Here is a 20,729-nt window from a genome sequence, read left to right as displayed (position 1 = left end):
GACTTCGACCACCTGCGGAACTGGCTGCGGCGCCGGCAGATCGTGCCCCGCATTGCCCGGCGCGGCGTGGAGACCTCCGGCCGACTCGGCCGGCACCGCTGGGTGGTCGAACGCACGCTGTCGTGGCTGGGCGGCTGTCGCCGCTTGCACCGCCGCTACGAACGCAAGGCCGAACACTTCCTCGCCTTCGTCGGCATCGCCACCGCCCTCATCTGCTACCGGCGCACCAACTGAGACGACCTCTTAGCCGCGTCCAACATGCGGACACTGGGGGTGATCTACGCCACACACCTACGACGACCCCGGCCCCGGCGCAGCTATTTCTGCGCTAGACGCTTCGAGAACTCGGGACCGCGGGCCGTGCCGGGCAGTAATTCGCCTCGGTCGAGCTATCGCCCCGCAGCGATTCATCCTGGCCGGACCGAGACTGGCCGACTTCGAGCCGATCTCTAACGGGCACTTGCGCCGTCATTCGGGAGGGCGTCCGGTGGGGCGGGGAGGAGATGCCTCGGCTTCCGAGGTTGCGGCCCGGGGGCCGACTGTGGGCCTTTCTGGTGTGGCTAGTGGAGAAACCGCAAGGCGATATGGGGCTACTGAGCGTTCGGATGAACTGGTACGGACGCCCAAACCACATGCCCGGAATTGTCGCCGCGGTACTGCCCAATGTCGTCGACGAGACGGCGCACGAGATACAGGCCCGGCTCGTCATCGGGCTGCGGGAGCGGCCCCTGCTTCTCCCCTACGGAGACGGTGATGTGCGTGCCGTCGAACACGATGCGCCCGAGGATGTCTTCGCCGTGCCGATCCCGGCTGGTGATGTCGACGAGTTCGCGGACCACTGAGGTCACATCGTCGCTGGCCGCCTGGGCGGCTAGAGCATCTTTCAGCAGCATCGGCAGGGCCCGGTGGACGAACGCTGCTGCGCGTTCCATCGCGGTGGCCGGCGCAGCGCTCGGCCCCAGACAGAAGGTGATCTCCCGACTCATCGCCAACTGTCGCCACGGAGCCAGCGACGGCAGCAGCTCACCAAGTGAGCCGCGCTCGGTGGGAGAAAGCGTCACGTCTACCCGTCCCATCACTCGAGCGCGATCGAACTCTAGTTCGATCACGCTCTGATCACCAGAAGATCTTCCCTGCTCATGCCTCGCAGCCCACCCCGCTGAAGCCGGGGCGAGCAATCTGAGTTGCTATCGTATGCCAAGTGGAATCCATAGTTCCGCTTGGATCAACTGAGATGAACGCTCGCGAGACAGAGAGGGGGGACGCTGCCGTGACCCATGCCCACGGAGGCGAAGCTCCGCAGGACGAGCCAGACGGGGGCAGCTTCGCGGATCGGCTCGACTTCCTGTGCACTCACGACCCGCGGGGGCCCTTCACCAACCCTCAGGTCGTACGGATGCTTGAAGAGCTGGGGCTGCCCGCCCCGTCGTCTACGTACATGTGGCAGCTCCGAACCGGACGGGCGGACAACCCGACCAAGAAGCACATGGACGCCCTCGCCGACCTCTTCGCCGTGCCTCAGGACTACTGGTCCAACCGCGGTACCGCCACCACGGTGAACAGCATGATCGCCCGCCTTAATGAGCTCAAGGAGTCTGGCACCGACCCCGAGCAGCTTCACCGGCAACTCAGATCCTTTACGAAGCTGATGAGCCAAGGGGTTGCCCCGGAGATCCTGGACGAGCAGTTGCAGACCCTAATCCAGCTGCAAGAGGCGGGTGTGACCGCAGCTACGCTGAAGCGCTTGCAGGATGCGCGGGTCACCGAAATCGCGATGAGAGCCGTTGGCCTGTCCGACAAAGGTCTTACTGCGGCCGCGGCCATGATCGACCAGGTTCGCCGACTCGAAGGACTACCGGCCGAGTCCTAGACCTCGCCTGAACCCTGGCTGGGAATATCGGACCCGCCAGCACAGGAACCGGCCCCTGGGTTGTTACTCGCGCGTCTGCATTCATTATGCTATTGCGAGTCTTCAGCCATCAGGGGCCTTATTGATCTTGTAAGGCGCTCTGCGGGTTCTAGTTTCCTTGATCAATTAGGGAGGGGCGCTTTCGTGTCTGCGTCTGTACAGCGGGCCAGCGAGCGTTTCGTGCGCAGCCTGGGCCTTCCCTCGGTCACTGGAATTCGGGACCTTCTGCCAGAGGTTGAGCGCCGAACGCAACGGGCTGTCAAGCTCGAACCCGCCGAGGTTGGGTGGTCGGCTCCCTGTGGAATGTGGGTCGCGACTGCGGAGACGCACTACATCTTCTACGACCCGCGAACGAGCATCGCGCATCAGGACCACATCATTGCTCACGAGGTAGCCCACATCCTCAAGCGTCACCAGGGCCAGAGGAAGGTGCCGGCTGCGGCAACCGAGGGGCTTCTGACCCTTCTGGACCCGGAGCTGATCCAGTCGGTGCTCGGCCGTGCGCAGTACGACGATGCGGAAGAGCTCGAAGCCGAGTTGGTAGGCACCTACCTTCAGGCACACGTCCATCATCACCAGAAGTACCAGGTCGCGATCTCCGACGAAACGGAGTCCGATCGGGTTGCAAGAACGTTTCTACGCCGAAGGTCAAGTCCGTGAGTGAACTGCACCCCATATGTCTCGTCATCGCGAGTATGGGATTCCTCTTTCTTCTACGGGACTTGAAGAACAACAGGAAAGACCGGGCTCTCGTCCTGCTGAGTCTGGTCTTCCTCTCCTCAGCTCTCAGTTTCATCATTGCCCTGCCTCCCATCTGGAGGCAGATTGACGCCGCGCTCGGCGTACCCAGCATCGCAGTCCCTCTCGCACAGAGCTGCGTCATGCTGGTTCTGGTCTTCCAGACGAGCGTGGTTGCCTACTGGGCGTTCCCGCTGGCCGAGGCCCGCCGCAGGTCCAAGATATTCGGGATCGCCGGTGCCGCTGCCATCGCCGGGTTGTTCGCAACGTTCTCCCAGATTGATCCGGACGACTTCTCACACTTCCTGGTGCGCGGCCCCTTCTATAAGGCATACCTGGGCATCTACATCGCCGCATACACGCTCGCTCAGACGTACTTGGCTGTGAAGTGCTGGCAACAGGCGCGCCGGTCTGTAAATTCCTGGGTCAGCGCGAGCCTGCGCATCATCACTGTTGGTGCGGTCATCACCGTGGGGCAGAGCGTCATCCGCACTGCCGACCTGGTTGCAGACGCCTTCGGGTCCAGCGCCGACAGTTGGCTCGCCCTTGCGTGGCTTTGCGGCGACGCCGGGGCCCTGCTGACCCTCCTCGGCTACTTCCTTCCGACCCTGGTTGACCGCGTGCGCGGGGTATACGGGTGGGCGAACGAGCACTACGTGTACAAGCGGCTCGGCCCTCTGTGGGAGGCCCTCTACGCCGCGACTCCTTCGATCGCAGCGGTCCCGGCCAAGTCTCAGCTCCGGGCGCTCGTGCAGCTTCGGCCCATCAGCTTCTCTTTGTACCGTCGCATTACCGAGATCAGGGACGGCATGATCGAGCTTCGTCCGTATCTCAACGCCGATGTGCGGGAAGAGGCTGAGCACCGGCACGGCACGCAAGGTCTCAAGGACCCGGACCTGGCGGCGGCAGTTGTCGCAGAACAGATCCGTGAAGCTCTCGCCAGTCACAGCCAGAAGCAGGTGGCCGCCGAGCTGACGGAGTACGCCGATGTGCGGGTCAGTCCTGAGACTACCGACGAGGACAAGCACCTCCTCTTGCGTATTGCCCGGTACTTCACGCCGCCGCCGGCGCAGGTCACGACCCTTGCACCTAATTGACGGACGTTGCGGCCAAGGTGACCTGCACCTTGGCCGCTGGCACCTCCCGGGCAGACAAGCCGGTGCGCTCGGGCAGCCGGGACCCAAGCCTGCCCGGCCCCTACGGTGTGAGCTTTGAACAGATGCTCCAGGAGATCCTCATATGCCCTCCCAAGTTCCTGTGATCAAGACGCTCGCCAAGGGCGAGAGCGGCAAGCTGATCGACGTCTACCAGCCGGGCGACCGCCCCGAGCGCCCACTCCCTGTCGTCCTGATCTGGCACGGCCTCGGCCCTGATGAAAGGGACATCCTGCAGCCGCTCGCCGAGGAGACCGTGGCACGGGGGGCCGTCGTATTCGCCTCCGACTGGCGCTCCGATGCGCCGGACGGCGGCCGCTCCGATCTCCTGAACTCGATTCGTTTCGTGCTCGCTCAGGCGGCCTCCTTCGGCGGCGACCTCGAGCGCTTCGTGCTCGCTGGCTGGTCTGCCGGAGCCGGGGCCGCCGTAAGTGTTGCGCTGCGGCCTGAGCTGCTCGACGGGTGGCGGCCTGTCGCCGCGGTTGGGATCGCGGGCCACTACGGGCTCCCTGCCCGCACGACGGGCGAAACACCCCTGAACGACCTTGCGGCCACGAGTGCGGCCCCGGTACCGGTCCGGCTGATTCATGGCGCGAGCGACGTCATCCTGGACGTGCAGAATTCCCGTGAGTTCGCTGAGGCACTGGAGGCTCGCGGCTGGCCCGTTCACCTGGATGAAGTCGCCACCGACCACGCCGGCGTCATCATGTCCGAGTACAACCCGGAGCTGAACCGGTGCGTTGCGACGGCATCCCCGTCGGCCGTCCAGGGAGGCCGAGTCACGGCGGAGTCCCTCATTCTCGCGGCCGAATCCGGGGTGGCGACGAAGTAGCCACCCGCCGCTTTAGCGGCCCGGGGGCATCGACAGCAGTGGGGCCCATGCGTAGTACTACGCATGGGATCCTACGGAGCCGTGCCCGGAGACGGACGAGAGATGCGACCCGCTCTGTCCGGCCCGGCCGGAGTGCCACAGGGCGGCTGTGGAGGACTTGTTCCGGGCCCCGGCCGTCGTGGACTTCGCGGATGACGGGGAGGCGATATCCCGGGAGGAACGGTTCCTGGGTGCACGGGAACTGGCAGGACCAGCGGCCAGCCTGGACGACGTCCTGAAGCTGGCGCGGTTCCTGGAGGAATGAAAGAGGGAACATGTTCGGCCCCGGCCTGGCAGGGTCGCCGAGCCGGGGCCGCATTGCAGCAAGTCAGGAACCACGCGGCTTGAGCCTTGCTGATTTACCGATACACGTAGAGCAGTACGGTTACGCCCGAGGAGTGGTCGCGGCAGTCGTAAGACTTCCAGCGGCTGGGCTGGGCTGTTAGCCGTATGCCGGCGTTGTGGCAGGCCTCATAGGTCCAGTACCAGGAGTGGTACTCCTCTGAGCCGGGAACGACGTTCTGGTCAGCGGAGGACTGGCTCACGAAGCGCGCGGGCGCTGCAGGAGATTGAGTCTCGGTGGCCTGAGCTGCCGGTGCGGCCAGCAGGCCGGCCCCGAGAAGGGCGGTTGTGGCGGCTATCGTGGCCGTTCGGCGTATCGACATAGCGGGGGTACCTCTCTGTCGAGTTCCCACATCCGGCATGGACATGTCGGATCGTCGGTATTGCCATCCTGCGAGGCATAGGTAACTCGACCACCAAGAGCTGGGTCCAGCTCAAAACGCGCCATCGTCCCTCGGCCCCAGAATGGGATGCCGTCTCAACCTCGGCCCCCACTGCTTTGTCACTGGAAAACCCGGTTGCTCTCCGGCCAGGGGTAGAGGTCAGGGCAGGCGCACCATGCGGTGGCTGTCCTCGTCGTCGGCTTCCGGGCGGAAGCCGTGCCGCGGGTACCAGGCGGCGAGGGCTGGTTCAGCAAGGCCCTCCGGGGCGTGGCGCCACAGATGATCCGGCGTGAACGAGTCGCATGAGAGGGCGATCTGCGAGACGGGGTTCTCGTTGAGCAGTGCTTTCAGCAGGTGTGTGCCGTGCCTGTGGCCACGGTGGGCGGGGTGGACGCTGACCTCCATGACCCACAGTTCGTCGCCGCAGTCGATGGCGTTCAGGTAGCCGACGAGCGTGTCGCCGAGGTACAGCAAGAGCCACGTCTCGTTGTCGTCGGTCTCGCGGACGAGGAGGGGCGCGGACGCGGTGGTGGGCACGGCGGGCCTTTCGGTTCGGGTCTGCGGGGCCGGTTGCTCTCCGGCCGGTGATGGAACGGGCGGCGGGTCAGGCCGCCAGGTCGAGACGCCCCCGTGCGAGGCGGTCGAGGTACTTGCGAGTGGCCTTCTTGCCGACATAGCCGGAGAGCGCGGTGCCTCGCGGGGGCCGGCGCAGCTCGCCATACTCGGCGTCCAGGGCCTTGGCGCGCTCGACGATCGTTCGCATGGACAGGCCGTTCTTGAAGTCGGCGCCGACCTTCTTCTCGACGGCGACGTACTGGGCGGCCTTCGTCGGGCGCAGGCGCGGCGAGGACGACGTCCGCCTCACACCCGAGAACACAGAACGAGCAGGACAGGCGGCTCATGCCCCAGTCGTACGCCTCGTGGTACGGCAGGCCTGAGCGGGCGATCTCCTTCCAAACCTCGACGTCCGTCCAGCCGTGAATCGGCCGCCACGTCGTTACGTGTCTCTTGCCGTTGCTCGCCGGGCGGTCGATCTCGACGGCTGCGAGTTTGGCGCGCGGCGGGCTCTCGGCGGCCCGCTGGCCCATGCAGTTGAGGATGCGCACGGGGCGTCCGAGGTCGCCGAGTTCGGCCACGAGCCGCGTCATCAGCTTCCGGATCGGTCCCCGCTTCAAATCCGAAGTGCACCACCTAAGCTGCACTCGAAGGCCAGGCCGGAGCGACCTTCACTGTGGCGGGGTCGCGGCCCTCATCGCGGGCTTCCTTCTCCGCCTTCGCCTTGAGCTTGAAGAACCGGGCGACGGTGCGCGCCAGGAGGTCGCCGCCCTCGGCCTTGACCACCTCGAAGCGGACTCCGAGGCGGCGGGCCTGGTCCTCGGCGAGCTTGCGGGTGCCACCCCACTCGACGTCGCCGAGGTCGGCGTGAACGATCACAACGCGGTGGAACAGTCCCAGCTTCGCGGCCAGGCGGCAGACGTGGGAGGCCATCGACTGCGAGTCCTTCCCGCCGGATGAGTTCAGAAGTATCCAGTCGGCGGCGCGGAGCAGTGCAGTCGGGATGGTCGTGGCCGGCACTGCAGGCACGGAGGGGTGGACGCGGCGGGCTCGCTTCTTCTTCGGGGCGGGGGCTGTGTCGGCGAACAGGGTCAGTTGGGCGCTCACGGTGTCCTCGTCGGGAAGTGCGGGAGGGAATGCGGAGGGATGCCGGGGGCGTGGTGGCGGCGCCCCCGGCGGGGAGCGCTACGAGGGGTTCTCAACGAGCCAGTTCGCGAACGTGTTGCCCTGGATCGTCCACGCGTCCTCGCGGTCGACGAGCCCGTTTTTCCAGGTACGCAGCCAGGGCATGGGGACGTGCCCCTCTTCGCGGACTTCGTCGAGATTCCGGACGGTTCCGGACCAGGCGTAGACGGTGTACCCGGAGTCCGTGCGTGTGGTGCGGGTGTCGAGCCAGACTCGCATGCCGTAGGTGAGGACGATGTCGCCCTCGGCGAGCTGGCTGGAGTCCTTCACGGTGACGTTGGGGGCGGTGGTCATGGCTACCTCGCGATTTCGTGGTGGAGTGGCGGGGAGGGTGCCGGGGCGCGGCAGTCTGCGTCGCGCCCCGGCGGGCGGTGGTCAGGCCGCGAGTGCGGCGCGGGCGTCGGTGTCCCAGGCGGGGATAGTGAGGCCGAGTTCGACGTAGCGGGCGGCGCGCTCTGCTGCCTTGCCGGGCCCGGAGTACGGGCAGCCCTGTGGCGGCGCGGCGGTGCGGGCTTGGCGCCCTTCCGCTCCCGCATGTGGCTGTAGAAGACGTCGATGTCCTCGCTGCAGAGCAGGTCCGTCAGGGCCCAGCGGTGTTCGCTGCCGGGGTAGCCGTGGTGGACGCCCGCGCACCGGGTGCGCGTGCAGCCCTCGGGCTCGTCGGCCGGGGTAGTGCGGGGCGTGTAGCCGAGTTCGAGTATCCGCAGCCAGGCGGCGGCGAGGCTTTCGCGGTTGCGGGGGGTGTCGGGCAGGAACGTGGACAGGAACGGCGCTTAGAAGAGACCGATCCTGTTCTCATTGATCAAGGCTCTGACCTGGAGTGAAGTGGCCTGCGGCGGGCCCCTGTGGGCAACGTCACCGCGCATTCCCCGGAGGGAGGCCTTCCGCTGCGCTGTGTGAGCTCAGGCCTGAGCAGGTCCGACAGCAGGTTTCGCCGGCTAGCCCCGGGCCGGAATCATGCGCCTGAGAAGCTCGAAGTAGAGACAGGGGCAGGCTGGTTGCGGTAAGACGTTGATATCGAAGATGGAAGCACTGATCGGGGGCTCGACGCGGTTGTCTACTCCACCTCCGGCCGCAACACCTGGTGGTGCCAACGCGGCTAATCCCTCCAACTCGCCTCAATGTGGAGCTCTTGGTGTCGACGGTGCGCACCCAACGTCAGGGGGAGTCGCCGACCCTGAGCATACGCCTTTGCAAAAGCTCGGCACATGGTTTATGTGTGCCGTCGTCTTCGCGATTCTCCCGCCAATAGCGCAGCTAGTGCAAGAGAGCTCTCTTAAAGATCACCAAACTCCGGGTTTCTTCGAATTTTGCGCCCGAGCCGACTTGTATATTGTGTGCATGGGGCTAGCGGCTTCAGCGATCGCCCAGGCGCATATGCGAGCAAAGAGCGTTCCTCTCTTCTGGACCTTATGGAATGTGGCTGTTTTGCTTTTCGCAACCTTTCTTGCTGCGGGCGCGGACGATGAGAATATTGATCCGGCGGTACTTGGTAGAAATTCGTTTATATTGCTTATCACGACACTGCTGAGTGCCGGATTCACTACTTACCTCAGCGAGCGGGGGCCCAGTAATGCGCTCTGAGCTCATTATGACCCTCATCACCGTGGCCCTTGCGGGGAGCTCGGTCGTCGGTGCTGTAGTCACTCTGCTTCGTGAGAGTGGTCTAGAACTACTCAAGGTTTTGCGATCAGTGATGGGGTGGATAGGCGGCAAGTCCAAGGGGCCATAGCCGTGACTGGCCGGGCTTTTGGCCGCGTAAAAAATAGGTCCCACGCCATACCCCGAGCTTCGAAGATCGGTGCAGGGCAGTCCGGCGGCAAAGTCCGCCCCTCACGCAGGAGCCTTCCCCACTGCCAGAAGGTGCGAAGACGCTGCGAGGGTTCCGGGTAGGGCTCGGCCATGCGTGTCGCTGTTAGGACCGCCTCGAAGAGCTCATTGCTCGAGCCCGGCCCGGGACTCTGCTCGACGGCCGTCACCATGGACCAGGCGGGCCCCTCGATGCCGAACACGGCCACATCGGTCAGGCCGGCGGAGCGCATTTCCTCAGCCAGCTCTTCACCTCGGTGGAAGTGGGAGAGGGTGAAGCCGCGGTGACCGTCGTAGACCGCGGTGCGCAGCCTGACGAAGATCCTTCGCGAGCACATCAGGGCCGAAGGGCTGAAACCAGGCGACCGGCTGTTCCAGGGAGAGAAGGGCGGCATCCTCGCCGGCTCGGTCATCCGGCGCGCTTGGAGGACCGCCCGTCAGGAGGTACTGACTCCCCACGAGTTCGACTCACCCCTGGGTAGGCGGGTGTACGACTGGCGAAACACTCGCCTGACCAAGTGGCTCAACTACGGGGTGCCACCCGCTCAGGTCGCGGAGTGGGCTGGCACCAGCGTCGCGGTCCTGCTAGCGACGTACGCCCGCTGCATCGTCGGGCAGCTCCCCGATCTTAAGAGGCGTATCGAAGCCGGGGGAGACCTCCCCGAGCTGTCCGAGGGGTAACCGGCGGGCGAGGAGAACTTCTCCGTGTATTCTCCGAGGCCACCCGCAGAACCCCGGTGACAGCCGGAGTCAGCCGGAGATCACCGGAGAACAGTCTCCGGGGATCTCCGATTTGACGACGCCCCCGAACATGCCCCTGACCAGCAAAAACGCCCCTCCCGGAAGGGGGCGTGCACGATGGGGAGAGCGCCCCCGGCAGGACTCGAACCTGCGGCCAAGCGCTGTCATGGCGCTGGGCCTTTCGGTTTGGGTCTGCGGCGGTTGCTCTCCGCCAACACCTAAAATACTACAGCGTGCGTCACTCGGGTGGTACTGGTCCCCGGAATATTGGACCTACTCGCTCCCGCCGCGCCGTGCGCTGGGCCGAAGCGGGGCGCCCCGCCTAGTTGGTCATCATGCTGGTCAGATGCGGCCCGATGTACCCGACGACCAGACGGCCGGCGCTCCCGCCCCGCGCCCCCTTCACGTCATCCAGGAAGTACACCCGCGGCGCGATCCGGCCCCGCACGGCGAGCTTCAGGTGCGCCGCCGCGGCATACGAGTCGAGCGACACCATCGCCGTCCAGCCCTTCGCCGCCCAGGTGCGCGACATCGGGTGCTCGTCGAGCCCGAACGCTATCCGCCGGTCCGCGGTCACCGTCAGGTGCTCGAGCTCCCCCAGGCGCTCCCACAGCTCCTCGAACGACGACGGGATGCCCGGCAAGCTCTTCACGGCCTCGGCAACCTCTTTCGAGTGGCCCTGGCGCAGCAGCAGAAGCCGGAGCCGGTCCGCCTCAGCGCGCACCTGCTGCAACGTGTCCAGCGTCGTCAGATGATCCTCAAGCTCCTTGTCTCGCTCGGCGATGACGACCTGGAGCTGTTCCTGCATCGACGTGTTCGTCCGCTCGGCCAACTCGACGGTCCGCCCCAGCTCCGATAGCTCCTTGTCGGCCTGCTCCAACAGACCGTTCAACAGGGTCACCTCGGCGCGTAGCTCCTCGTCGTGCTCGCCCGTCCGCTGCGCCGGTACGGCCGTGAGGAGACGCGCCTTGTCCATGGACTCCCGGCGTTCCTGCCGGTGCTGCTCGGCGATGCGGTCGGGGAACGCCACGGCGGAGAGCTGCCGGGGCAGGGGACGCTCCAGGGCGAGCGCGTGCACGCGGCGGGCGACACCGCGCCACGTCTGGTCCGTCGGATCGGTCCACCGTCCGGACCCCATGAGCCGGTGACGGCCGCATCCGGCGCCCAGGCCGGATCGACCAACGGCAGGAACGTCCGCACGCAGCCAGGGCCGACACGGTGGTCGTGGCCGAGCGCCTCCCGGAAGGCGTCGACCGTGGCCAGGTCCCACAGCAGGTACGTGGACGCGTCCCCGGCGAGCTGCCGCATCATGCCGGCCACGCGCTCCGACCACAGTGGATCGGGCTGCATGGGCCGTGCGGCGACGACCGTGGGCATCTGCCGTTCGGGATCGCACAGCACGTCGACAAGGGAGTGCACGCGGTCGTGGGTGACGCGCAGCGCGTTGATGCTCAGCCTTGACATGCCGTCGCGCGGCTCCAGCTCCGCCACCAGTTCGCGGATGAGCCGGGGCTTGCTGGTGCGGAAGGGCTGTGCGCTGTTCGGGAAGCACTCCAGGTCAACGCTCACCGTGCCGCCCGTGGTGGAGCGGACTGCCGTCACCGTGGTGCGCCAGGTCGCCTCCGCCTTGTCCTCGCGGAGCTGGATACGGGTGGCGTACTCGGCGCCGTTGTCGTCGTACGCGGCCTGCGACATCAGCAGGGACGACTCGTCGAGCGCGTGCTGCCCGGTGCCAAGCTGCACGGCCGTGCGCGGGAACTTCTTCCTCAGCCACGCCCCCGATACCCCGCGGACGGTGTCAAGCAGCGTCTCCGTATCGGGCACGGCGAACACGGAACGATGGGCGAGTGTGCTGGCAGGTGTATTCAACGGAACCTCGTGGGGGCCTGGCGAGTGACCAGACCGGTCGGAAGGGCCCCGCACGCAGGTCAGAGAGCCTATGGGCGGTCACTGACAGCGCGCGGGGAGAACTGGGCAAGGTGGCCGACACTCGCCCCCGGCCAGGGGTCGGGCGGGCCGGCATTCAGCGGGTCAGTGGTGGATCTGCCGGATGTGGCGGTACCAGCGCAGGAGAACGCCCGTCGGCTGATCGTCGAGCCACGCACGGCGCTCCTCAGCCGATGCGTCCTCCCACACGATCGGGGCGCCGGTCGGGTCGACCACGGGCGTGAACGCGGACTCCAGAACGACGTCGACGACAAGAGCGCGTTCCCGGATGGGCAGGTGAGGGTCCGCCGACCGGTTGAGCGCGAAGATGTCGATCCGGCTGAGCATCCAATCCCGCTCGCTGATGTACGGACCGATCTCCTCGGCCGCCGCGCGCACGGCTGCCCATCGGTCGACGGCCTCGACCGTCGTGGGCGTCAGGCGGCGGGCGAACATGTCCTGCCACGCCTCTGCGTACGGGCCCAGCGAGCCGTCCGGCTGGAGCATGGCGCGGCCCGGGACGACGTGGAAGACCTTCCCACGCTGGTGGATGACGGTGAACGTACGGACGGCCTTGTCGAGCGAAACGGGCATGGTGAAGTAGTCCTTCCGGATGGGGAGCATGAGGGGGAGGGGCGCCCGCCGAGGAAACGAGCGCCGGGGCGTGATCAGGAGCCGAAGTGGCTACGCCCGTCGTGGCGCAGGTGGATGCCGTCCACGTGGAGGTGCTGAGTGTTCTCGTAGTCCCTCCACGTCCGGGCCGAGGCGTCCCAGCCGGACGTGCCAACGATGTAGCCGTAGAAGTAGCCGGTGCCGTACCGCTCGTACTGGCCAAGGCCCTGCTCGTCGGGATGAGCGGCGAGCACCGACTCGAAAATGGTCTGGATTGCACGCGTCTCGTACGAGTCGGGCGAGAAGCGGCGGGATTCGAAGTGGCAGTAGCCGTAGTTCTTCACGTCCGTGCGGGAGGAGGCGGCCATCCGCGCGGCGACGTCGTCGGGCAGCACAACGACGGGCCGGTCCCAGGTGTCGAGCGGGACAGTGATCTGCTCCGGAGTCAGGTCGACAGCGGCAGTCGGTGCGGTCATCAGAACGGGTCCTTCCAAGGGAGAGCAGACGGAATTTCGCGAGTTTTGAGAGACCTCTACGCGCGCGCACGCGTAAGAGCGCGTTGCTTCACGCTGCTTTGCGTTGTTGGGGTTGATGTGACTGGTGTGGCCTCGGTGTGCGGCGCCGGCACCGGGCCCAACGGGGGCGGGGTGTACAGCCCGCCTCCCCCGGCGGGCGGTGCGGCCCGTCAGGCGGTGGTGGGCTCGCCGAACTCGCGCATGGCCTCGATGAGCGCAAAGTGCTTGAGGGGCGCGTAGCTCTTGAGCACGTTGCTGAGCCAGGAGGCGCGGCCTTCGGGGGTCAGGGCGCGGGCCCATGTGCGGCAGTCCCGGTAGACAGTTCGGGCCGCGCTGTAGCTGACGCCGACGCGGTCCATGTAGTCCTCGATGGCGGTGGCCCGGTCGTGGGCGGCGATGGCTTGGATGCTCGCGGCGTAGCCGTCGATGGCGGTCACCTCGAACAAGTCGAGGCAGTCACCCCAGTGCGCGTTGAAGTGCAGGAGATCGCGGTCTTCCTGGGTGTCGGGGGTGAGGAGTACGCCGTGCACAGTGCCGTCCTGCATGAGGACGGTGAAGGAGCGCGGTGCCTTGGCCAGGGTGACGGACATGGATGTCCCTTTCGGTTCGGGTCTGCGCCCGGTTGCTCTCCGGGCTGTCGGCGCTGCTTCCCGCCAACACCTAAATAGTACAGCACGCGTCGCATCGCTGGGGGCCCCTCCAGAAATTCCACTTCACCCCGCATGCATGGCGCCCCAGACCACCGTTCGTGATGCGCCCTGTACTTTTTTATTCGGAGTGTGTAGCGTTCTCATAGCGCCACCGGCCCGGAGAGCAACCGGGCCGACAGACCCGAACCGAAAGGGACTTCGTCATGCGCAGACTGCGCCTGCCCACCCGCCGGCCTCGCCCCGCCGTGCTCCTCACCGCCGGACTGGCCACCGCCGCCCTCGCCACCTTCGGCCACACCTACGACGGGCAGAACGCCGGAGCCACCTTCGGCACGCCCGGCTGCTCCTTCGGCGTCGAATGGCGCGGCAGCCCCGGCCTCTTCGGCTCTTGTACCGGCACGGACCCGGGCGCCAAGCCCACCCCGGACGAGATCGTGACTGCGTTCAACGACGGCTTCACCGACGGCCGCGCGGACGCCCTCGGCGACGACAACCGCAACGGCCGGATCGACGAGGATGAGAGCGGCTGGGACTGCCACACCATGGGCAACCGCGTCTGCGGCACCCGCATCGTCGCCGACGAGTGCAAGGGCGCAGGCGCCGCCGTCGACCTGTGCGTGACGGTAGCGAGCCGTCCCCCGTACGGCTGGACCAACGCGGACGGCTCCCGCGCCGACAACCCTGACGGGCGCGCCCGGATCCGCGACCTCGAGGAGAAGCCCGGCACCCCGGGGTTCCCGGAGGCACTGCGCGCCCTCGACGCCGATCGGCGCGAGCACCACTGACCGCCCGCCGCCGGGGCGCAGCCGCGCCGCTGCGCCCCGACCAGCCCGCCAGTTCCTCGCCCGCCCCGGAAGGACCCGTCATGCGCACCCTGCCCTTCGACTCCGAAACCCTCCACCTCACCGACCGGCCGATCGATCCGGACTTCCCGCCCCTGCCGCACGGGCTCACCCTCGACCAGGCCGTGGCCGTCCACGCCCATGAGGTGAAGGCCGGTGACCTCGTGCTCGCCGTCTTCTCCGACGAGAGCGGCACCCGACGGGCGGAGCACGTCCCCACCCCGTACCGTGCCGACCCGCACGCGTTGCGGGACTGCCCGTGCGAGGGGTGCGAGGAGTGCGACGACATCGACCGCTGGACGCTCGCCGACCACGGCCGTGTGGCGGACGTGGGGTGGCGGTTCGTGTGCCTGGCCCCCTCCGAGCGCGGTGAGAGCGGCGAGGACGACGAGCCGTGCGCCATCGAGCTGCGCAACCGACCTGTGGCCGTGATCCTCGCCGACGTCGTCGCAGCCGTCGAGGAGGCCACCAGGGCCCCCGTGCGTACGTACGGCGTGATGTGGTCCGCCGACTTCGAGGCGTCCAGCCCGCAGGAGGCGGCACAGCTCGCCTACGAACAGCTCAAGAGCTACGCCACCGACGGGTGGCCGCCGGAGATGGAGGTCACGGACGAGGCTGGGTACATGGCCGTCATCGACTTGAACGCCACGCAGCAGGCGGAGGGAAGCCGGTGAGGGACTGGGGGCAGATGGGGCGCGGCGACTTCGACGAGTCGGCCCCGCTCGCCCTTGTCGACGAGCGGGCCGCGCGGGTCGGGGTCCGCGTGCCGGCCGCCCCGGACGCGTACGGCACCGCTGCCCTGTTCAGCGACGACGTACCCGTGCGCCCGGTCGCCCGCCGGGCCCAGGCCGAGCGACCCCGGGCCGACACCCTGTTCTAGCCAACCGGTTGAAGTACAGCGCGCGTCGCCGACGCCATTGCGTGCAACCTCGCGGCAGGCGCGAGGGTCGCACGTCTTCCCTTGTCAGATGCCTGTTTATAGCTCCTTGGCAACATCCGAACTAGACCCACCGCGACGCGTGCTGTAGTATTTTCCTTGTTGGCGGAGAGCAACCGCCGACAGACCCGAACTCAAAAGGGGACCCCGATGTCCACGAACTCCCGCCGCACCGCCGCCCTCCTCCGCGACCGCGCCCGCACCAACCGCGCCAAGTCCCGCGCACGCCGCGCCGCCTCCACCGCCGCCCGCCGCGTCCGCACCGGACCCCGCTCACTGGCCACCCACATCATCGCCACCGGCGCCCCGCTCGACGTGGTGGCCGGAGCCGCAGACGCGCTCCGAACCCAGGCCCGCAAGGCAGGCATCCGGGGCCGAGCCGTCCGCATCCGCCGCACCCTCAAAGGCCGCGCCCGCCGCGTCGTGACCGCCTACCGCTACACCGTCGAACAGGTCGCCCAGATCGTCGCGAACTACAAGCCGCGCAAGGCCGAGTACAAGGCCATCCGCGCCGCGCTCTCCGCCGCCTGACGGACACACGCCCTCGCCGGGGCGCACACTCCGCGCCCCGGCCCCCCAGACACCCCGGAGAAACGCACCATGAACGCCGTCCCCCCACGCAACACGCTCGCCCCCGCCGAGGCCGCCACCCTGCGCGCCCGCATCATCGCCCACGTCGCCCGTGACCGCTTCACCCCGCCTGCCACCATCACCGCGCTCCGCTTCATCGCCTCCCACCTGGACCGGGCAGCCGAGGCGTTCGAGCGATACACGCCCGACAGCACCACGTACGCGTGCTTCACCGACGCCGCCGAGGCGCTGAGCGACGCCCGCGAAATCGCACGGCTCCACCCGGACACCCGGTTCCCCGCGAACTTCACGGACTACATAGACGCCCCGCTCACCTGCGTCACCCTGCCGACGCTCGCGCCGCTCAACCCTGTTTCCCCCGCGCTCGCCCAGCTGGAGGCTGACCTCCGGCACCGACTCGCCCACGTTCACGGACTGCTCTTGCAGGCCACCAGCGAGCCCGCCACGGACGCCTGGCTCCGCAGCGCCCTAGCCCTCCAGCGCGACCTGATGAAGCTCGCCAGGGCCGTCCGCGTCGACAACGGCCGCCCCTGCAACCAGCCGACCACTGCCCCCGCGCCGGACACGAAGGGCGACGCCGCGAACTGACCACCCCGCTCCACGGGCGCACCGCCCCGACACACCCCACCCGGCCGGAGAGCAACCGGCCCAGACCCGAAAGGCACCACCCGATGAACACCGAGGTCACCCCGCTCGCCCCTGCCGCCCGCGCCGCCTACGGCGTGTACGCCACCTTCCCCCGCCGCCGCGACGCCGCGACCGAGCTGGCCGCCCGACTCGACCGGATGCTCGCGTACGCCTCCGCCCGCGCCCGGATGGCCGTCTGGGCCAGGGTGGTCCCCCAGCTCGACAGCGCCGTCGCCGACGTCCAAACCGCTGCCACGACCCGCCGGGGCCGCCGCGCCCTCACCCGCACCGCCCGCCAGACCGCGCAGGCCGCGATCGAGGCGTTCGAGCGTGCGTACGCCGCCTCCCTCCCGTACGACGACCACGGCCGCTACCACCCCGCCCCGGGCACGGAGTACCCGTTCAGCGTCTCCGACATCGGCCGCGCCGCCGTGCAGCTCCTCGGTCCCGACTGGCACGCCGAGTCCACCCCGTGGGGCGTCGGTGCCTGCATCGAGCACGAGGATGAGCCGGGCGCGAACTTCCTCCTCGCCGTCGACGAGGACGGCGACCTGTACCTCTGGGCGAACCTGCGCGGCGAGAGCCGCACGTACCTGACGGACGTGAGCTCCGCCTTCGGGCTGCCCGCCGTCGCCGCTCGCGTCGCCGACGCCGTGCGCGGCATCCGCGACGCCGACTGACCGCCCACTCGAACTCCGCCCCGGCCGCCCGGCCGGGGCCCACGGCCCGGAGAGCAACCGGGCCGGCACAGACCCCAACCGAAAGGGACACCCCGTGACCATCCTCGACTCCTCCACCGGCAGCCGTACCCACGCCGACGCCGCCCCAGCCAAGCTGTACTCCCGCGCCCAGGTCCGCACAGCCATCAACGACGGCGCGACCATGACGGCCGACGAGGCGCACGTCTCCAGCTACGCCGACCGGTTCGCGTGGGCCGTCACCGCCGTCATGACGCTCCTCGACGCGCCGTCCGCGCCATGGGGCGAGGTGAAGAACCAGCATCACCGGGAGGCACCCGCCGACGCCCCCGCCGACGACGACGCGCCGCAGTACACCCGCGAGCAGGTCTCCCAGGCCGTGAACAACGGCATCGATCTGGCCGCCGAGCACACAGGACGCCCCTACGCCGACGACCTGGACAACCTCGTCGTGAACGCGGCGCTCACCCTCCTCGACGACCCGGACGCCGACTTCTACAAGGTCACCACCGAGTGCTACTCGGAGAGCCCGCGCATCGTCCGCTCCTGGCTCTAGCCACCCCGACGGGGCGCGCCCCCTTCCCAGCGCGCCCCGCCTCACCACCCGGAGAGCAACCGGGCCAGCCCCGAACCGAAAGGCCAACACCCCCGTGATCACCCTCAAGTTCGCCCTCAACGAGGTCATGGATATCGCCATGCACTCGGCGCTCGCCCCGCGCCACACGCTGCGCGCTACCTCCGACCAGTGCGAGAACGGCGAGACCGTGCACGCCGCCCTGTGGTGGATCAGGGACGGCAGCGGCACCTACCTGACCGGGAATTCCACCCACAAGGGCGCCCCGCGCGACGCGTTCGCCGAGGGATACGGGCCGGGTGGCGACGACGCCTCCGGCATCCTCGGCGGCGACTCCCGCGTCATCGACGCGATCCCGCTGTACGAACCGGAGACCAGCGCCTGCCTGCACTCCGCTCTGATCCGGGCGCAACGCGAGGGGCACAACACGTTGGCCCTCACCCTGGACGGCGCGCACTTGGAGCTGCGCACCCTCGCCGCGCCGAAGCCGGTCGCCCCGTACGGTCTGACCGCGTACACGCGCGGCATCGTCGACCTGGCCGCCGCCAAGGAGCTGCGCCTGACCTGGAAGACCGGCAAGGCCAAGCACCTGCTGCACCTGGCCGCGCGCGGCCCGCACGGGGTGAAGGGACACGTCGTCATCGGGGCCCGCTCGGGCAAGGTGCTGCGCGCCGCCATCACGTACCCCTCGGACTACGGCGTCGTCCAGACCACGGCCGAGGGCACCAACGACGTCCGCACGCTCCTCGACCGGCTGTCTCCGTCGCCGTGCCCGTCCGGCTGCACCGCGCCCGGCGTCAACGCGTGCTTCGACCGCGCCCTCCAGAAGTAGCCCGCTCCCTCTCCGGCAGGGGGCGACGCAAGCCGCCTCCTGCCGGTCCACTTCCCGGCGAGAGCAACGCCGGAAGACCCGAAGGAACCACCTGATGGCCACTGCCACCGCCCCCGTGAGCGCCGCGCCGGCACTCGCCCACCGCGTCGCCGAGCGCCTGCCGCACCGCGACGGGAACGCCTGGACGGTCGCCCCGTACGCGGCCTGGTGGACGACCCGCCCCGCCGCCCGCCTCACCCAGGCCGGGCGGCCCGGCGCGCTCATCCTCGCCGAACATCCGTGGCGCACTAAAATCGCGTGGCAGCTCGACAACCGCGAGCCGTATGAGCCGGACCTCATCCTCGACCGGATGGCGCCGGAGCCCGTGGTGCGCGAGACCCTGCGGCTCGTCCTGCCGCGTCTGGATGACGCCGCCGCCCTCGCGTATGCCAACCGGCCCGCTGAGGCCCGGCACGCCCGGCTGCGGCACCTGAACTTGATCGGCGGCGCGGTGCGCGCCCACGGCGCGGCGACGGTCAACCGCATCGGCAGCCACCCGAACAGTGACCTTGTGGAGTGGAGCAGCCAGGGCGTGCGGTACGCGGTGACCCTCATCGGCGCGAACCCGGCGTGCGACCTGTCCGTCACCGGGCCAGTCGCCATCGTCGAGCAGGTGCTGCCGCTGTTCCTGCCGGAGCCCGCCGCCGAGACGCCCCGGTTCCCGCTGCGCGATGTGCGCACCCGCCTGGGCCGCCGTGTGGCCGCGCACCTGGTGCAGTACACGCCCGTCGACCAGCTCGACGACGGCGAAGTCACCTTCGGCGCAGCGACGGGGCCATTCGGCTATGTCTGTCCGCCCGCTGACCCGGTCGCCCGCATCCGCGACACCACGCCCGTGGTCGCCGAGCTGCACGGCGTCGGCATCGACCACCTGGTTCACCTCGCCGCGCGCCTCGCCCGCTGACCCAGCAAGGTCCGCTGCCTACACCCCGTCTGCTGCCGGGCGTGACTGACCTCACGCCTGGCAGCGGCGTTCCCGGCGGACAGAAGACGCCGCTGGCCGGCAGCCTTCCGACTCCTCGTGGCCTGGTTCGGTCCGGGCCGCTCCCTCTGGGAAGGAGTCCTCTTGACCCTCCGCGCCCCTGAGCGCGCCGCCCGTCTTCGCATCCCGCCCAACCCCCGTATCGGCTCGCTGTGCAGCGGATACGGGGGCCTGGACCTCGCGGTACAGGACCTGCTCGGAGGAGAGGTCCTGTGGCACTGCCAGTACGACCCCGACGATCCCGAGCAGCACGCTGCTCGCATCCTCGCCCACCACTGGCCGCACATCCCGAACTACGGCGACATCACCTGCGTCGACTGGAGCACCGTCCCGCCCGTCGACATCCTCACAGCCGGATTCCCCTGCACGGACGTCAGCCTCGCCGGACAGCTCGCAGGTATCGCACCCGGCACCCGCTCCGGCATCTGGGCCCACGTCGCCCGCGCCATCCGCACCCTCCACCCGAAATTGGTAGTGATCGAAAATGTCCGAGGTCTCCTCTCCGCACCGGCCACTCGCAGCATGGGACGAGGAGATGGGCCAGTGGATGTCCAGCAGCGAACCGGGCCTCTTCGAGGTCTCGGTGCCGTACTCGGAGATTTGGCCAGCTTCGGGTTCGATGCGGAGTGGAAAGTGCACCGCGCGTCGGACGCCGGAGCCCCACACCGTCGCGAGCGCGTGTTCGTCCTCGCCTGGCCGTCGTCATAGGGCGGTTGGGCCGGGGGTGACCTACCGGCGTGCGGCGACGGTACGCACCGCCGGTCGACTTCCGGTCCGGCAACACGCGGCCCCGGTTGAGCTTGCCGGCGAGTGCCCCTCAGCCTCGCTGCTCAAAACCCCTACGGCGCAGCTGGCGGTGAATGGAGGGTCGCAGCATCCCGACAAGAGGCGTGAGGGCGGTCACGGGCCGACCCTCGCGGACGAGGTTGAGCACCTGGTGCCGGGCGCTGCTCACTACGGCGAGACCCTGGCGGGCTGTCCGAAGGCGGCTGGAGGCGGCCAGCTTGCCATGCCGCTCACCGCGTTCCCGGGCGGCATCCGCACGCCGGTCCCCGGTGAAGCTGTGTGGGGGCCGTACGCCGCGACCATCGCCCGATGGGAAAGACGTCTTGGTCGGGCTGCTCCTCCGGCGGTCGACGGTCGCGGCCGCCTGGCTGCCTCGTTCGTGGAATGGATGATGGGGTTGGTTCCGGGATGGGTTACCGCAGTGCCCGGCC

At 68.5% G+C, this 20,729-nt stretch carries 28 protein-coding genes, 1 tRNA gene and 1 pseudogene; 18 read left to right on the top strand and 12 right to left on the bottom strand.

Annotation, left to right across the window (positions count from 1 at the left end):
• The coding region (locus IE295_RS30655) for a transposase (RefSeq protein WP_190067047.1) at window positions 1-234 on the top strand (234 nt) is incomplete at its 5' end.
• A 356-nt stretch (window positions 235-590) separates the two neighbouring features.
• Here IE295_RS30655 and IE295_RS30650 read toward each other — a convergent pair.
• Window positions 591-1,109, bottom strand: coding sequence for a hypothetical protein (locus IE295_RS30650; protein ID WP_190067046.1), 519 nt, complete (start codon window positions 1,107-1,109; stop codon window positions 591-593).
• A 377-nt stretch (window positions 1,110-1,486) separates the two neighbouring features.
• On the opposite strand from IE295_RS30650, the gene IE295_RS30645 reads away from it, so the two are divergent.
• The 5 genes from IE295_RS30645 to IE295_RS30625 all read left to right on the top strand — a co-directional run bounded on the left by IE295_RS30645 (window position 1,487) and on the right by IE295_RS30625 (window position 4,937).
• Complete coding sequence (locus IE295_RS30645; RefSeq protein WP_190067045.1) at window positions 1,487-1,870, top strand: hypothetical protein; 384 nt, start codon at window positions 1,487-1,489, stop codon at window positions 1,868-1,870.
• A 183-nt stretch (window positions 1,871-2,053) separates the two neighbouring features.
• Window positions 2,054-2,569: a hypothetical protein gene (locus IE295_RS30640; protein WP_190067044.1), complete on the top strand. Its 516-nt coding sequence runs from the start codon at window positions 2,054-2,056 to the stop codon at window positions 2,567-2,569.
• Window positions 2,566-3,744, top strand: coding sequence for an MAB_1171c family putative transporter (locus tag IE295_RS30635; RefSeq protein ID WP_190067043.1), 1,179 nt, complete (start codon window positions 2,566-2,568; stop codon window positions 3,742-3,744). The genes IE295_RS30640 and IE295_RS30635 overlap by 4 nt, the downstream gene beginning before the upstream one ends.
• Before the next feature lie 160 nt (window positions 3,745-3,904).
• Complete coding sequence (locus tag IE295_RS30630) at window positions 3,905-4,633, top strand: alpha/beta hydrolase (RefSeq protein ID WP_224323487.1); 729 nt, start codon at window positions 3,905-3,907, stop codon at window positions 4,631-4,633.
• A gap of 148 nt (window positions 4,634-4,781) precedes the next feature.
• Window positions 4,782-4,937 (top strand): hypothetical protein, encoded by a 156-nt coding sequence (locus tag IE295_RS30625; protein ID WP_190067041.1) that lies wholly within the window; start codon window positions 4,782-4,784, stop codon window positions 4,935-4,937.
• Window positions 4,938-5,556: 619 nt separating this feature from the next.
• On the opposite strand, the gene IE295_RS30620 is transcribed toward IE295_RS30625, so the two are convergent.
• The 5 genes and pseudogenes from IE295_RS30620 to IE295_RS30610 form a co-directional block, all read right to left on the bottom strand.
• A complete protein-coding gene (locus IE295_RS30620; RefSeq protein WP_190067040.1) occupies window positions 5,557-5,934 on the bottom strand; it encodes a GNAT family N-acetyltransferase in 378 nt (125 codons plus the stop codon).
• A gap of 67 nt (window positions 5,935-6,001) precedes the next feature.
• Complete coding sequence (locus tag IE295_RS33985; protein ID WP_224323490.1) at window positions 6,002-6,262, bottom strand: hypothetical protein; 261 nt, start codon at window positions 6,260-6,262, stop codon at window positions 6,002-6,004.
• A gap of 22 nt (window positions 6,263-6,284) precedes the next feature.
• Window positions 6,285-6,485 (bottom strand): annotated as a pseudogene (locus tag IE295_RS34600) (phosphoadenosine phosphosulfate reductase domain-containing protein); the annotation flags it as partial.
• Window positions 6,486-6,588: 103 nt separating this feature from the next.
• Window positions 6,589-7,059, bottom strand: coding sequence for a tRNA lysidine(34) synthetase (locus tag IE295_RS33980; protein ID WP_224323486.1), 471 nt, complete (start codon window positions 7,057-7,059; stop codon window positions 6,589-6,591).
• A gap of 78 nt (window positions 7,060-7,137) precedes the next feature.
• Complete coding sequence (locus IE295_RS30610; protein WP_190067039.1) at window positions 7,138-7,431, bottom strand: hypothetical protein; 294 nt, start codon at window positions 7,429-7,431, stop codon at window positions 7,138-7,140.
• Between the two features lie 897 nt (window positions 7,432-8,328).
• On the opposite strand from IE295_RS30610, the gene IE295_RS30605 reads away from it, so the two are divergent.
• Both IE295_RS30605 and IE295_RS30600 read left to right on the top strand, forming a co-directional pair.
• A complete protein-coding gene (locus tag IE295_RS30605; RefSeq protein ID WP_190067038.1) occupies window positions 8,329-8,721 on the top strand; it encodes a hypothetical protein in 393 nt (130 codons plus the stop codon).
• 528 nt (window positions 8,722-9,249) lie between these two features.
• A complete protein-coding gene (locus IE295_RS30600; protein WP_224323489.1) occupies window positions 9,250-9,627 on the top strand; it encodes a site-specific integrase in 378 nt (125 codons plus the stop codon).
• Window positions 9,628-9,814: 187 nt separating this feature from the next.
• On the opposite strand, the gene IE295_RS30595 is transcribed toward IE295_RS30600, so the two are convergent.
• From IE295_RS30595 to IE295_RS30570, 6 genes are all read right to left on the bottom strand, one after another.
• Window positions 9,815-9,886 (bottom strand) — tRNA-Ser (locus IE295_RS30595).
• A gap of 123 nt (window positions 9,887-10,009) precedes the next feature.
• Window positions 10,010-10,588: a hypothetical protein gene (locus IE295_RS30590; RefSeq protein WP_190067037.1), complete on the bottom strand. Its 579-nt coding sequence runs from the start codon at window positions 10,586-10,588 to the stop codon at window positions 10,010-10,012.
• Complete coding sequence (locus IE295_RS30585) at window positions 10,585-11,511, bottom strand: hypothetical protein (RefSeq protein WP_190067036.1); 927 nt, start codon at window positions 11,509-11,511, stop codon at window positions 10,585-10,587. Before IE295_RS30585 ends, IE295_RS30590 begins: the two co-directional genes overlap by 4 nt.
• A gap of 207 nt (window positions 11,512-11,718) precedes the next feature.
• Window positions 11,719-12,237 (bottom strand): hypothetical protein, encoded by a 519-nt coding sequence (locus IE295_RS30580; RefSeq protein WP_190067035.1) that lies wholly within the window; start codon window positions 12,235-12,237, stop codon window positions 11,719-11,721.
• Window positions 12,238-12,281: 44 nt separating this feature from the next.
• On the bottom strand, window positions 12,282-12,701 hold the full coding sequence (locus IE295_RS30575) for a hypothetical protein (protein WP_190067034.1): 420 nt from the start codon (window positions 12,699-12,701) through the stop codon (window positions 12,282-12,284).
• Window positions 12,702-12,910: 209 nt separating this feature from the next.
• Window positions 12,911-13,330: a hypothetical protein gene (locus tag IE295_RS30570; protein ID WP_190067033.1), complete on the bottom strand. Its 420-nt coding sequence runs from the start codon at window positions 13,328-13,330 to the stop codon at window positions 12,911-12,913.
• Window positions 13,331-13,593: 263 nt separating this feature from the next.
• Here IE295_RS30570 and IE295_RS30565 point away from each other — a divergent pair, with 263 nt between their 5' ends.
• The 10 genes from IE295_RS30565 to IE295_RS30520 all read left to right on the top strand — a co-directional run bounded on the left by IE295_RS30565 (window position 13,594) and on the right by IE295_RS30520 (window position 20,220).
• Entirely contained in the window at window positions 13,594-14,175 is a 582-nt protein-coding gene (locus IE295_RS30565) for a hypothetical protein (RefSeq protein WP_190067052.1), read from the top strand.
• Window positions 14,176-14,255: 80 nt separating this feature from the next.
• Window positions 14,256-14,906, top strand: coding sequence for a hypothetical protein (locus IE295_RS30560; protein WP_190067032.1), 651 nt, complete (start codon window positions 14,256-14,258; stop codon window positions 14,904-14,906).
• Window positions 14,903-15,112 carry a hypothetical protein gene (locus IE295_RS30555; protein WP_224323485.1) on the top strand — a complete coding sequence of 70 codons (210 nt, stop codon included), beginning with the start codon at window positions 14,903-14,905 and terminating at the stop codon, window positions 15,110-15,112. The genes IE295_RS30560 and IE295_RS30555 overlap by 4 nt, the downstream gene beginning before the upstream one ends.
• A 207-nt stretch (window positions 15,113-15,319) precedes the next feature.
• Window positions 15,320-15,700, top strand: coding sequence for a hypothetical protein (locus tag IE295_RS30550; protein ID WP_190067031.1), 381 nt, complete (start codon window positions 15,320-15,322; stop codon window positions 15,698-15,700).
• Window positions 15,701-15,769: 69 nt separating this feature from the next.
• A complete protein-coding gene (locus IE295_RS30545; RefSeq protein ID WP_190067030.1) occupies window positions 15,770-16,348 on the top strand; it encodes a hypothetical protein in 579 nt (192 codons plus the stop codon).
• Window positions 16,349-16,431: 83 nt separating this feature from the next.
• Entirely contained in the window at window positions 16,432-17,067 is a 636-nt protein-coding gene (locus tag IE295_RS30540) for a hypothetical protein (protein ID WP_190067029.1), read from the top strand.
• Window positions 17,068-17,161: 94 nt separating this feature from the next.
• Complete coding sequence (locus IE295_RS30535) at window positions 17,162-17,641, top strand: hypothetical protein (protein WP_190067028.1); 480 nt, start codon at window positions 17,162-17,164, stop codon at window positions 17,639-17,641.
• A 94-nt stretch (window positions 17,642-17,735) separates the two neighbouring features.
• A complete protein-coding gene (locus tag IE295_RS30530) occupies window positions 17,736-18,491 on the top strand; it encodes a hypothetical protein (protein WP_190067027.1) in 756 nt (251 codons plus the stop codon).
• A 94-nt stretch (window positions 18,492-18,585) separates the two neighbouring features.
• Window positions 18,586-19,434: a hypothetical protein gene (locus IE295_RS30525; protein WP_190067026.1), complete on the top strand. Its 849-nt coding sequence runs from the start codon at window positions 18,586-18,588 to the stop codon at window positions 19,432-19,434.
• A 162-nt stretch (window positions 19,435-19,596) separates the two neighbouring features.
• On the top strand, window positions 19,597-20,220 hold the full coding sequence (locus IE295_RS30520; protein WP_224323484.1) for a DNA cytosine methyltransferase: 624 nt from the start codon (window positions 19,597-19,599) through the stop codon (window positions 20,218-20,220).
• Window positions 20,221-20,729: the final 509 nt, after the last annotated feature.

The organism is Streptomyces griseocarneus (assembly GCF_014655595.1).
GTDB classification, from domain to species: Bacteria; Actinomycetota; Actinomycetes; order Streptomycetales; family Streptomycetaceae; genus Streptomyces; species Streptomyces griseocarneus.
Note: the sequence above shows the minus strand (reverse complement) of the source record. Positions and strands in the feature narration are given on the sequence as shown.